Genomic DNA, 13,647 nt, shown 5'->3' on the forward strand with positions numbered 1-13,647 from the left:
TAAATAATTTTAAATAACGATGATAAGGGTCTATATAGATTGGAATGTAATGAGCCAGATGAAAAATGGGCAACACAGTGAATTTTTTTCAATTATTTCAGATAACGAGAAATTTTTAAAGCCTTATTCATCTTCGCATCTTGGCGACATTTCTGCGAGTAGCCAAGATCAATCAAATATGGAGAATATTGATTCTGATCTGGATTTTATCTCCAACCTTACCCAAAATTATTGTTTATTCCATATAGAGGGCAGAACCGTATTTCGAAATAATCCTCCTCGGGATTTATACATACAGGATAGCAATCTAAGTCAACTACTAGATGTGCTTCGTATCGAGCCACTTTCAGACAATCTTGATGAGGAAAGTAGAAATCTACAGGAACTATTGAATGAGCAAATTACGTTATTTAAAAACACTCCTATCGATGGGGTTTTTCAAAAATCCTTCGAAAACCCTGAAACAGCTCATCTTATGCGCAGTTTCCTCCCCGAACTTGAGGACAATTATACACAGATTGGACTTTTGACGGCAATCTTTGGAATGATAGAAAGAATGAACAAAAATACAGCTTATAAAGATTTACGTGAAAATCTTCAAGGTGGGGCAGATATAAAAAGAGACCAAATATTTCACAGCACTTCCCCCTATGAACTCATTGATAAAGCTTATAAAAAAAAAGGAATTTTAGCTGAACAAAAAAGCCCGGCCCATGAGTTTGCCTCCCCCTGGTTTACAGAAATAAGTAATGAATATATAGCACTGGACATGCACGGGTATCAGGAAGATAAAATTTCTATAAACAGAGGCAGGAAACAAACTTTCAGAAATACCATGGAAGATGCTTTTCATACAGCTTTTGCCTCTTCGTGTGATTTTTATATTACTCAGGATCAAAGAAACTGTAAAAAGGCAAATGCCGTCTATGAAAAACTTGATATTAACACTATCGCTATGTCGGCCGATGACTTTCTGATCCTTTACAAAAAATGTCTTCAGTTCAAAACAGTAGATTTCCTTAATCAATTGTTGCATTTATTAAAAAATTTAGCACCGTCCAACACTTCCGACCTTAAGAGTAGCCGTTATGACAGCGCTTTCTTTTTCTTTGACTACTTTAATGTTATACGTATAATTACCGATAAAAGTGCTAAAAGTCCATTCCTTCTCCTGACTAGACATCTACCCACTAACTCCCTACCTATTTTCGGCAAGGAAGCACATGTTCTTGTCAGTAAATTACAGCTGCTTTTGGGTAACGACGCAGGTAATTTGGGAAAATTCTCTGATCCAGAATTGGAGGAGATTGGAAAAGACTGTTGGCCCGGCAGACGTTGGGAATACGCTGATGTTAACATAAAACTACGCGCTATGGAAGGACATCTGCAATTATATTTGTACCCACCAAATAATAAAAATAGGATTCAAAAGCTATTGAACGCAGTAAAATCCTTTTTTAAATTTGGAAAATAAATGTCTTGACAAATAGCCCTAATTATCAATAATTTATAAAAAAAATTGAATTAGAAATTCCTTGGATTAGCTAAAACTAATCAGAAAGAAACCTCAACTGAAAATACCTAAGTAAAATGAATACATCAATTGTCGGAAAGTACGATTTTTTAGAGGGAAATAAATTATATCAAATAAGAGCGAGAGTAGCTTTACCCTACCTAGTTAAACAAGCTGGTGCCCGTCAGACAATTTATTATTCCGACCTTGCTAAAATCCTTGGAATGCCAAATCCAAGAAATCTTAATTATGTATTGGGTGTGATTGGAAGTGCAATGAAAGAACTGAGCTTAAGTACTGACATCAGAATACCAGCCATCCAATGTATCGCAATCAGCAAAAGAACAAACCTTCCAGGCGACGGAATTTCTTGGTTTATCGATATTTCTGATTACAGCACCCGTAGCCCAAGCCAGCAGAAAGAGTTTTTGGATGCTATGCTCGCAGAAATATACTTATTTCCATACTGGCGGGAAGTTTTGAATGTTCTTGGTTTGGATCCAATACACATAGACCTTCAAGAAGATTTAGATAAAGCAACCAAAATACGATCAGGAGGTGAAAGCGAAAGCCACAGAAAATTTAAGGAGTTTGTTTCAAAAAACCCTTTAGTACTAGGTCTTAAGGATTCCCTTTCAGATGGAATACTCGAACATGTGCTACCGTCAGCTGATGTTATTGACATTCTATTTATTGATCAATCCCTGAAAATCGGGGTTGAAGTGAAATCTCATATTTCTACTCCAGAAGATATATTACGTGGCATTTTCCAGTGTGTAAAATACAAGCATTTAATTGAAGCAAAACAAATTGTAGATAATGAACTTCCGAACAGTCGCATTATTCTGGCATTGGAAGGAAGACTTCCCGAGAAATTCATCATAGCAAAAAACCTCTTAGGCATTGAGGTTATAGATAATATACAAATGTCCAAGGTAAAATTAAAGTAAGCAAAAAAGAACTTAAGTTCATTTACAATATTTTTAATTCAAAATAATCCATAGACTATTTTTGTACTACGGACTTTCTTCTTTAGGAACTTGCGTCTGACTAAACTTCCATAGATCTGTATTCTCCATATTGCCTTGCAGACGAGCCTGTTCATTAATTGTTGGCAAATAAATCCTCCCATTTGGAAGGTTTTTCACCTCTTTCAAATGTGGCCAGGTCATTGCAGCAAAATTGCCAATTCTATCTTCGTCTTTGGCATCAAGGGCCTGCAGACCTCTTTCTTGCAATAAATACATATTATGTTCGATTTCTTTACGATTTTTAGGTGTTTTTATACTCATTATCTTTTATTTCTATTAAAGTTCAGTAATCTGCAATATCTCTGAAACCTCCTTGATTTGCCCTACACTTACTCGTCCCGCTAGTGCTTTATTAACTGCGGTATGAAGCTTATATTGGTGATGCCCCATTTCAATTTCCTCTTCAAGAAAACTTCTTCTAATATATCGCTCTACTCGTTGATGCTCAGCTTCGCCCAAATCACAGGTTAATCTTTCTCTTTGCACTTTTAAATTATTGATATAGGCGGCATTGAGTAAGTTTAAATTGTTCAGATCATATAATGTATCAAGCACTGGCAAAAGTTCTACGTCTTCTATATAAACGTCTCTACCATCAAAATTGTCAGTAGGGAAAAAATTTCCAAATCTTTGCCGCAGTTCGTGTAATGCTTCATCTTCTTCCCCGCAATTTTCAAGTATTTCTCGCCAATATATTTGAAGCATGGTATGATCTAGTCCCAAAATATCAGTCTGTACATCCTGATCATTCTTTAAGCAGTTCCATATTTCCTGTGAAAGTGTTGTGCTCATTTCTTTTAATAGATAACCTGAGTATTCATTGGATAAATCAGAATCATTTGCTAGAGAATCTTTTATTAGCGAAGAAACTATCAATGAGCCTTTCTTTGTGCTCAGCCACACAAGTGTATCACCAACTTTTTTCCTTACTGTGGAAAAAGGGTGGTTTAACAACCAGACTAAAAATTGCACTAACTGTTCATCAATATTACCCTGTGAACTAATTGGTGAAGATAACCACTCATATTTTGCTTTAAAATCACCCTCAGATCGGATAATGTATTCTATATGTTCCTTAACATAAATAATTATTGTTTCCTTTATATCGGCATCGAGCTTGTCACTCAATAGCCCTAAAAGAAAACTGACTACATACCAGTCATCACTTAAGTGATTTATAATAAAAGGTTTTAATAATGTGACCGCATCCTCAGCTGAGGCGTGGATGCGAAAAAGATCAAATAAAACGCCTAAATCCTTTGTAAGATTTCCGCCTTCCCAAATATCGCTTCCATCATTAGCAAGAACCTTTAAGCAGTCAACCAGTATTTGAAAACCTTCACTCATATTTTCCAATGCAAATTCATCCGAAGCTTTTGATATGGCTTCTGGTAACTGCGAATAATTACTCATTTTTCCAGCACCTGGTAATGGTCCTCCCAGCTTCGCCATTGCTTCGTCATCTTCCTTTGTAAAACCTTTGGCTTCTCTGGCTTCCGGTAAAATCTCAGGTAGGTCACCTTTATCTATTCCAGAGCTTAATAGCTTAATTTCAAGTTTATCTAAATCAGTCTTGAATGACCGATAAAGTGATCTTATGTAAAGATTTTTGAATTTGCTGAAACGATTGTCAGATACAAGCCAAGCAATTCTATCTATAATTTCCTGCGCATAGCTTTCCGAAATATGAGATGCATCTTGGTAAACCTGATATTGAACTTTTGTAAAATTGTCAATATATCTATCTGTATCTTCATTAAAAATAAAAATTTCACTGAGGGCAAAAACGATTAATGGATCTCCTTTAACTGATAAAAGGAATTGACTCATTGCATCAGCTTCGATTATTGATCGTGCACCAAGGATATATCCGTCCCCCTTTGTGGGGGCATCTAAAGTGCTTGTATCTGCATTATCCAAGATTGTCTTTGCTGATGGCAATATCTGGAATTTAAAATACTCAATTGCTCGCGATAAATGTCCTGCATTTGCTAAAGTTCCACTAAACCTGCTCATTGCAGATTGTACATAACGTTGAAAGGTCATCTCTCCTGCCGCATATTCGAGATATGCGGCAAAATCTGCATAATGTTGATCTGCTTTATCATGATCCATTTTACGAAGCACTGAATTGATAAGTCCAAACTGCCCTTCCTTATACCAAGTTGGCCCCATTGAAGTATTAAGCATCAGCTGGTAAACAAACCGTGCCCTGGATTTTGCGCCAATCTTTGCATAAAACCCAATAATTTCAATCAGCTCAGGGATCTTTTCCCACCTGTTTTGAACCGCATCATACACATGGTCTTCTAAAACTCTTACAACTTTGAAAGCGTGCTGTTTCTGCTTGGTATTTTTTGCTAGTTCCGCAGAAATTTCATATAATGTCCTACGGTATCCTTCCGTATACATGCCCAACTGTGTATTCTTCGGATTAATGACCCGTTCAATAAACCAGCTAACCGAATCTTCTCCTAATTCAAGAAATACCAATAATAATCGGTGATACAGTAAAGCTACCGTATCCTCAATTAGCTGATAGCAACGGTTGAATTGTACCCTTTCTTTCAGACTAAAGTCAAATTCCTCAAATATTTCTTGCGCTTTCTTCTGCAAGGCTGGAAGAGCGTCAAAGTTCTCTTCAGAATATATTCTATAAAGCTTACCTTGTAAAAAACCACAACGCTCGTACAAAGACTTAATATATCCCTCCCATGTAGTTGGTCCATGCTTTACTAATATCGGATAAACTCCGCTCTTATCTACATATCCCCGATAAATCTGTTCCTGATAAAATATATTGATCGAATCAAGATCTGGATCTACCCCATTAGGCACTCGCAAATTAAACGTAACGGGCTTCGTAAGTTTCTTTGCGATCATCTCTTCCAAAAGATGTGGCTTTTTAGTTTCTTTAATGAGAGCGAATAATAAATTATCAATATCATCCTCATTGTAACCATGATCAGTAACCAATGTTTCGATATCGGATATAAGTCTTTTAAATGCATCACTGTCTTCTGTTGCTCTAGCAGATTTCTGCTTAAAGTCTTCGTAAAATAATGCTGCTCGTGCTAAAACATTAGCAGTATCTGCCGTATAAACACTATCAGAGAATTTACTCATATCTTCTATGCCAGGAAAAGACAAAAGTCTATAAACAACATAACCTATTTGATAAGGTTCTAAATCTGTCCTCATTGATCTTGCAATGTCACGAACTTCATCTGATTCATCTTCATCGTCTGAGATTTCTCTTAAAATTTCAGTCCCTTTCATATACTTCAACAATGCTGTAGGAAAATTTTTACGAGATAAACATATTGTATTAAACTTCAGTTGAAGATAAAACAAACTAATATCTAATCCACCCGTTTCTACACTTTTTTCAAGCAATACTCGAAACCGTAAATTGACAGCGTCCACAAGTTGTAAAGCTTCTTTTTCCGCACCAATATCAAATAGCTTTTGTAGAAAATAAAGCGAGTCTTCAATCGAAATCAAAAGAATATCTTCCCTAATAATATATTTCAACGCAGCATCAGCATCGCCCATTTCAATTATGGCATCTGCAAGCTCAAATGCGTGTTTTGCCAGTATAGTATTGTATCTAAAACGTAATCTTTGGAGAAGCAGTTTGATCCGCACTAGTTCTTCGATGACACTCTTATCGATACAGAGTTCTTCTACACGCTCAACATCCGAAATCACACGATCGGGCTCCATATGTATCAATGCACAATCATCCACCCACTTTTGGTTACATCTAGCTATCGAAGGAAATGGATTTTCAGATAGTAATAGATGATGTAGTAAGTTTTTAAGTGCATATTGAGATCCCTCAGAACGGACGTTATGAACTGAAATATAACCGTGTGCTTTTTTTATGTCACCGCCACCCTTACTAGAAATAAAATTTACAAAAGACTGGTGGTAGATTGCTATCTTTCTTCCAAACTTGAAAAAATGCCTGATAATGGGAAATCGGACCTGAAAATTATGTTGTACCTGCTCGGGTAGCATCAATTTGAATTCCTGTTCTTCAACCGTCTCGCGCAACTGAGATGCAATAAGCGAGATCCAATAATTGTCGGAGTCCACACTTAACGATCGCGACCAGATTGCTTCATAATAATTTTTAATATCCCCCGAAATTGTTGGCAATCCCTCAATCCATGCATCACGGCCTACGATTTCGATAATCTTTGCTGTTTCAACAATATAATGTAAATAAAGCGGATGCCCTTCAGATTTTCTAGCTAGCTGTGCCTGTTGAGTTATGGATAGGCCAAGAGCTAACCTTTCATTTGCCTGCCTTAAAATAGCTTCGGTAACTGTCTGATCGAGCGGTGTGACGACAATTTTGTTTTCATCATCTAATTGGCTTCTAATAAACACCGGCAGAATTTCCTGAGAACTACAAGATAACAAAATAGAAATATTGCTTGGTAAGCGTTCTGGCAGCATACTTAAAAAGCCCTTCAAGCCATCCTGGTCAATCGAAATAACCTCATCGAGACCGTCAATCACAATTACTGCTGCTTCACCTTTTGATACTAACTGTGCATTCACGTTATCGAGCAGAGATAAAAGGCGTTCTAATCTGTTGTTCCATTTCATATCGGATCTGGGCATGGGCTCCCCAGTAATATATTTACTAAATAGATCTTCAAGCCATTGTAGAAAATATTCTTTGGACGCTCTAACGAAGATTGGGACATCGTCTCCGGGAGTTCTTAACAGATAACGCCCCAAAATCTTTTTAGCTCGAGACCTTGGCTCAATAAGCGAAGAAATGATACTCTTTCCAGAACCTGGGGATCCGTGTAGCAAATGATATTTCCCGTTTACTTCCAGTGAATCCATCAGCTTGGAAACTACCGCAGCATTTTCCACCACTCCTTCAAGTTCCGTATCAAATTCTTGCGACCAGGACTGTTCAATTTGGCTATGAAACTGTATATTGTTATCGCTTAGAAAAGTACTAATCTTGCTGACACTGACGGCCCCTAAACCCCTATGAGTACTCCATGTTATCAGACCATTAACTTTACCATCGATTAACAAGGGTGCACCAGAAAGGCCACTATAATCTGTGCTTGGATCAATTTCCACAGATACCAAATTGAGATCATATGGTAGGTTTCGGGCATGAGCTTGCACCGTTCCCTGAAACAACTGGCCTGTTGCCAATCTGTTAAAGGGATATCCAAATGTAGACCATTCTTCATTATACCTTATATGGTCAAGTACAATTGGGAGAAAGGTTTCATTTTCTCTTTCGCAGGCAATTTGAAGGACAGCAACATCAAGATACTCGTCCTGTGCTACTATAGCCGTTGTGTGGACCGTACCGTCTGGTAAAGTTATTTGTATTTCGGTTTCTTCAATGTCGAAATCCATGATCGTATGATTGGCGGTCATTATCAGTACGGGAGAAATAAAAAAACCTGTACCATGGTCTTCTCCACATTTTATGCGGCAAACAGCGTCTATAAGTTGTTCTGGGTGGTTAATCATCACAGCGTAATATTACGATTTTCGGGTTTATCTGCTAATATTGGTAGAAACGTGTACTTGTTCTTTAATGTTTCGTTATCCATAAGTTTATATCCTTCATTTTCATAATTAAAATATATTTCTCTTGTTTCTACAGTAGGTCTCCCGATTATCCATGCCAGTGTCTGTTTATCGGGATGGGGGCTTGAAAGTCCGTTAGTGGAAATTAAATAGCGACTCGAATCTGTTAATTCGAATAAATTTGGACTGTTATTTGCAAATGATCCATGATGCGAAAGCTTTATCAGGTCAAATCTCAGTGGTCCTGTTAAATCTTTACATCTTTTTTCCATCTCCTCATCTATAATGCGAGGTAGCGCATCTCCCAAAAAGAGCATCTTTTTACCATAGGCGTTCAGGATGAAAGCTATTGAGCTCCCATTTTTCGGTGATGTATCCAACATGACAGCTTTCTTTTTCAATGCCTCAATATCGATCTCGCCGGAAGAAGCAGGCTGCGAAGAATTTTCATTAGGCTCTTCTTTATTAAGTTTAAGCATAAATTCAAATGCATCATCAAATATTTCCTCTTTAGTGATTTGTTCACGAAAACCGAGCTTTATAAGTTCTTTTCTCCAATGTCTTTCCAACTTTTCTAGAGCTTTGACAGTTGGAGAGAGCAGCTCAAATTTGATTTGTTCATTTACCGTAATTTCACTAAAATAATCAATTGAACAAGCTGCCTCTCTAAAATCAGTATTCCAATTGTAGTTGTTCTTCAAAATCAATCCCGCGAGTGAACTCCCTTGCCGTCCACTTACCTGCTTTTCTACTTTATGTTCAATTTCCTTTATTGTGGATGTCAGTAAAGCCATAGCATCTTCCTGAATTTTTCCTTCTAGCTTATCTACCTGTAAGTGCCGATAACTATTATGCCATATTTGATCAATTCTGATTACCCTAGGTGATTTTGCATCACCGTTGTCGGAAAGGAAAGTTAAAGCCCCCTGGATGTGGTCCTCATCAATATGAGTAATGATGAATCTTAAAATTTTTTTATCTTCTGCATGCAATTTTTCCAGAACGGGTTTAAGATGGTCTTTATAGGTATTTACATATCCACAATCGATCAGTATAACTCCGTCTGGAGTATGAACTAAAAAACAATCACCATTATTGGCGGGAAAAGTCTCTACTTTAATCATGTATTTATTTTTATTATGAACTGTTTTCATCATTTCCTTGATGAAGAGGGAATATCTTTTTAAAAACAGCAAATTAATAGGAATTTAGAATGATTGGTTTAGCGTTTTGCCAAATTCTTATCTAAAAATATTCCACAAGCATTCGCAAATAACAGCAAAATTACTGCTCCTGAAAATCTAATAAGAAGTTTCATTAAATGGCTATTTGTCTATGGCTGCTTAATTTTTTGCGGTTTTCAGCGTATCCGGTATAGAAATAGTAGCTTTTAAGACGACAGCAAAAATTTTAAACCGTCCTCTGATGACTGCCTTTTACTGATTTCTAGACGTATTAAAGTTATAAAAACTTTTAATTACCTTGTCACTTCTTTCGTGTTTTTTAAAAATTTAAGATACAAAACATGTTCAGTTTCTAAACGGAATTTACTATTTCCTACAACAGATCTTTCTACATTTTTCTTTTCACATAGAAAATTTGTATCCTTTTTTTAAAGATGGCTGTTTGATCTGTCTTATATATTCCCATATCAGTAATAGTGCTAGATTTATATAGATTATCATCTTCCAATATTTCTTTTCGGGACATCCTAGAGACCAATTATGGAGCTTATAAGGCCATTCTCAATACCGGTATCAGACACTATTATCAGTTTATCAAATTGCACCACAGCTACCCTGACTCTTTTCTGATAGAATAAGATAACTGGGAAGGTTTCAAAAATGGCGTGCCCTATCGCTCTAGTTACAGGAGCCTATTCAGCGATCGGTCGTGCTATACACTATATCTTTTGTCCTACAAAAGGATGCCGCTTCTATCACTCACGCAAAAAGATATCTTCAAATTTTCATTTTTCTTAATGCTCTATGCTTTCTCCCTTCAACAGCAAAAGCACATTTACCACCAAGCACTAACCCTTGCTGTAAAAGAGCTTTCTGCATTCCAATGATAGAAGATTGGAAAATAGAAGCCATTGCTCTTATCCAATTCCATTCTCCAATCCCCTATCTAATCTGTAATTCTCTCACATCTATGGATTTCTGCTCGTTAAGATGTTTTCTCATATCTGTATGTTTTTCAGAATTAAAGATCTTTTTAATCAGTTTTTATCAAAAGAACAGTCGAAAAAGGGAAGTAAAAATACGTCGGCCAGCCACCGACACCACCCTGCAAGAGAAATAACGAATGAACGGTCTACGCCCCAGAGGGTCCCCCCCATTAAATCATCATTTCTCTTGGCTCTGCACCATTTGACCGGCGTATACATTGACTTTCTTTTTTTTCCTGTTTTTTCTTTTGAAAAAAATGATTCGGGGCCGAGCCTCAGCCGGACAGGAAAAGGGGGAAGCGTAACAGGATTGTATAACTTAAAAACAGACGATTATGAACATCATCGGAAGGCTGACAAAAAATGCAGAAGTCAGCAAAACACCAAACGGAAAAGAAGTTGTCAACTTCTCCATCGCAGTGAATGACAGCTACAAAAACAAAGCAGGACAGCGCATTGAACAGACCGAATTTGTGGACTGCTCATATTGGCTTACTCCTAAAGCCGTGACATTCCTTGTCAAAGGGCTATTGGTTGAACTATCGGGCAGAATCAGCGCAAGGGCATGGCTTTCAAGTGACGGAAAAGCAAAAGCAGGGCTAAATTTCCATACCTCAGCTATCAAGCCTTTAGGAAAACCCGCCAAGCAGGAAAACGGACAAAGCACACAAGGCGGTGCAGGAAAACAGAATGTAAACACCGTAATAGTCGCAGGCTCGGATGAAGATGATTTACCATTCTAATCGTCCGTTTCAATCTCACAGATTCATCAAAAAACAAAACACCTTAAAATCAGAAATCATGGCACATAATCTAAATTATAACAACAGAACAGGCAGATATTCATTTTTCTCGGTAAAGGAAAAGGCTTGGCACGGACTAGGACAGATTGTTCAGGACTACCCGACAAGTGCCGAAGCAATCCGCCACGCAGGTCTGGACTACGAAGTAGAAAAAAGCCCACTATTTACAAAAGGTTCGGGCATCGTTCAGATTGCAGACGGTATCGTCATTCAGGACACGGAAATCGAGGTTCCCAATTATTTCGCCAACATCCGCACGGACAACAATACCGTACTCGGTGTGGTGGGCAAAGACTACCATATCGTACAGAATAAAGATGCCTTTACATTTTTTGATTCTATCGTAGGCGGTGAAAGTGGCATCCTCTACGAAACCGCAGGGGCTTTGGGAAATGGAGAACGCATTTTTATAACCGCCAAACTCCCTAACTACATCCGAATCGGCAATTCCAATGATGTGATTGAAAAATATATCTTCCTGACGACCTCCCATGACGGGAGCGGAAGCATCACGGCAGCCTTCACCCCTATCCGAATCGTCTGTCAAAACACCCTGAACGCTTCACTCCGCAACATGAGCAATGTAGTACGCATCAAACATACCGCAGGAGCAAAACAGCGCCTGAACGATGCTCACAAAGTGATGGGATTGGCAAACACCCTGACCATGCAGATGGACGGCATTTTCAACAGTTGGGCAAAGGTCAAAGTTAAGGACAGCGAAATCCGCAAACTGATTCAGCTCGCCCTATGTCCGAACAAGGAAACATTTGACCTGCTGAAAAAAGGGGCGGATGATGAATTGTCAACGATGTTCAAAAACACGGTGGATGATGCATTCGCATACGCCATGATTAACGATACCCAATTGATGGAGACCACAAAAGGGACATTGTTTGGCGCTTATAATGCCGTGACAGGGTACTTTCAAAACGTCCGAAACTACAAAAACCCTGAAGCAAAACTACAGAGCATCGTTCTGGGCGGTACTGCACAGCTCAAAACGCAAAAGGCATTTGAACTATGCACCTCATTTGAGAAAATTGGTGCAGATGTGTTTGAACTGAATTAATAAAACTTTTAAAGGTGGCAGTCCTGTAAAAGTCTGCCACCTAAAATTAATCCTAAAAGATGTACAAATGAAAACACTAAATCAAATGGACAACCTTGATAGAGCCTATTTGCTTGCCAACCTTTTTCCCGATGAACTTAAAAATCTGACGGATTTCATCAAAAAAGAAGCAGATTTCTGCCAAGATAACAAGGAGCAGATTTTAAAGGATTGGACAGCAGAGCATATTACTGCCGAACTATGGTACAATTTAATAGCCTTTTTTGAGCGTAGATACAAAAAGAATGGTACAAGACTGTACAGAAATAAAAAAACATTCAGGGACCAACTTTTTGACGGTTACGATGCGCTGTTCAGTATCAATGCCCTTATCAAATTTACAGCAGAGCCACAGTGTTCTAAAAAGCTAAAATATGCGATTTACTTGCTGTTTGGAGACAATTTACTCGTAACGTTAGACCTAAAATCCGAGCCATGAAACCAACAGCAAAAATAACGGAGTTTATGTTTCTAAAGGTCTACAGTGAGATAGGACGCAACAATTTTGAAATTGCTATCGTCAACCTCTCCAATGACTGGCTCAATAGAACGAAAGAAACAATGGAACTTGTGGAAATGCTTGGAATCAACCCTATTATGGGCTATATCGCAAAAAAAGAACATACTGTTCGGTTTCTCGTTCATGAGTCTACGCATATGCCTTTTTATGAACAGTGGTTCGGTGAAAATGAACTCACTTTTGTTGAAGCAGATGCGCAGGAAATAGAATGGTTATGCAATGAAAATGGATATGTAAAAAGCGATGTATTACTCGTCCATTCTAATGGAATGGCTCGCTATCAGGCATTCGAAGACATCCGTCTTAGGACATCTGAGTTCGACCTGAAATTGATTCAGGAAATATTAACCCATCAAAATTAATGATTATGACACGTTCTAATCTTCATATCACATTAAGCAACGGCGAAGAAATTATATGTGTTGCCGACAGCACGAGTGCCCCCGAACAGGGTTATATCGTAGAGGAAATTCTTACACCCTTACTCGCATTAAGCAATAGTAAAAGAGAACTTTCTTTAATCAAAAAGCACTGCACAATGGACGAGAGACGGGCAAATGCGTCTTACCGCTATTACATCAACCTCAAAACCAAAACAGTTAACCTGTTCGAGGAAAATTATAACTACCGTACAGACCGATTTAAAAAAGGCAAGGATTTAACAGAACGCTACACAAGCTACTTAGAAACCTTAAATAATGGAAACCATGAAAAAGGAAATTGAAACAGCGTTTCAGGCGCTCGCCATTATCGCTGAAATGGTAACGAAATTCGGACAGCTCTACGTCCTCAATATATCATCCGAAGATTGGGAGCAACTACAGTATGTCAGGGACGGGCTTGAAAAGGTCATTCACGATAATGGCTACCGAATGAACTACGATAAAAATATTAAGCAGAACATTATTAAAAGATAACT

General features: G+C 37.9%; 12 protein-coding genes. 8 read left to right on the top strand and 4 right to left on the bottom strand.

Annotated features, from left to right (window positions below; translation table 11 throughout):
• Window positions 1-49: 49 nt before the first annotated feature.
• On the top strand, window positions 50-1,474 hold the full coding sequence (locus tag EG339_RS20625) for a hypothetical protein (protein ID WP_123871761.1): 1,425 nt from the start codon (window positions 50-52) through the stop codon (window positions 1,472-1,474).
• Window positions 1,475-1,590: 116 nt separating this feature from the next.
• A complete protein-coding gene (locus tag EG339_RS20630; RefSeq protein ID WP_123871762.1) occupies window positions 1,591-2,463 on the top strand; it encodes a hypothetical protein in 873 nt (290 codons plus the stop codon).
• 66 nt (window positions 2,464-2,529) lie between these two features.
• On the opposite strand, the gene EG339_RS20635 is transcribed toward EG339_RS20630, so the two are convergent.
• The 4 genes from EG339_RS20635 to EG339_RS24375 form a co-directional block, all read right to left on the bottom strand.
• Entirely contained in the window at window positions 2,530-2,805 is a 276-nt protein-coding gene (locus EG339_RS20635) for a hypothetical protein (RefSeq protein WP_123871763.1), read from the bottom strand.
• Window positions 2,806-2,820: 15 nt separating this feature from the next.
• Window positions 2,821-8,064 (bottom strand): S1 family peptidase, encoded by a 5,244-nt coding sequence (locus EG339_RS20640; protein WP_123871764.1) that lies wholly within the window; start codon window positions 8,062-8,064, stop codon window positions 2,821-2,823.
• Entirely contained in the window at window positions 8,064-9,248 is a 1,185-nt protein-coding gene (gene avs1a / locus EG339_RS20645) for an AVAST type 1 anti-phage system MBL fold metallo-hydrolase Avs1a (protein ID WP_164466468.1), read from the bottom strand. Before avs1a ends, EG339_RS20640 begins: the two co-directional genes overlap by 1 nt.
• A 1,097-nt stretch (window positions 9,249-10,345) precedes the next feature.
• Window positions 10,346-10,513, bottom strand: coding sequence for a hypothetical protein (locus EG339_RS24375; RefSeq protein WP_164466469.1), 168 nt, complete (start codon window positions 10,511-10,513; stop codon window positions 10,346-10,348).
• 116 nt (window positions 10,514-10,629) lie between these two features.
• Between EG339_RS24375 and EG339_RS20650 the strand changes: the two genes are divergently transcribed.
• The 6 genes from EG339_RS20650 (at window position 10,630) to EG339_RS20675 (ending at window position 13,645) form a co-directional block, all read left to right on the top strand.
• Complete coding sequence (locus tag EG339_RS20650) at window positions 10,630-11,037, top strand: single-stranded DNA-binding protein (protein ID WP_123871766.1); 408 nt, start codon at window positions 10,630-10,632, stop codon at window positions 11,035-11,037.
• A 58-nt stretch (window positions 11,038-11,095) separates the two neighbouring features.
• Window positions 11,096-12,169, top strand: coding sequence for a DUF932 domain-containing protein (locus tag EG339_RS20655; RefSeq protein WP_123871767.1), 1,074 nt, complete (start codon window positions 11,096-11,098; stop codon window positions 12,167-12,169).
• Between the two features lie 67 nt (window positions 12,170-12,236).
• Window positions 12,237-12,647 (top strand): hypothetical protein, encoded by a 411-nt coding sequence (locus EG339_RS20660; RefSeq protein ID WP_123871768.1) that lies wholly within the window; start codon window positions 12,237-12,239, stop codon window positions 12,645-12,647.
• Window positions 12,644-13,090: a hypothetical protein gene (locus tag EG339_RS20665; protein ID WP_123871769.1), complete on the top strand. Its 447-nt coding sequence runs from the start codon at window positions 12,644-12,646 to the stop codon at window positions 13,088-13,090. The genes EG339_RS20660 and EG339_RS20665 overlap by 4 nt, the downstream gene beginning before the upstream one ends.
• 5 nt (window positions 13,091-13,095) lie before the next feature.
• A complete protein-coding gene (locus EG339_RS20670; protein ID WP_123871770.1) occupies window positions 13,096-13,452 on the top strand; it encodes a penicillin-binding protein in 357 nt (118 codons plus the stop codon).
• Window positions 13,427-13,645, top strand: coding sequence for a hypothetical protein (locus EG339_RS20675; RefSeq protein WP_123871771.1), 219 nt, complete (start codon window positions 13,427-13,429; stop codon window positions 13,643-13,645). Before EG339_RS20670 ends, EG339_RS20675 begins: the two co-directional genes overlap by 26 nt.
• The last annotated feature ends 2 nt before the right edge of the window (window positions 13,646-13,647 follow it).

Origin of the sequence: Chryseobacterium bernardetii, from assembly GCF_003815975.1 — a bacterium.
Lineage (GTDB): Bacteria > Bacteroidota > Bacteroidia > Flavobacteriales > Weeksellaceae > Chryseobacterium > Chryseobacterium bernardetii.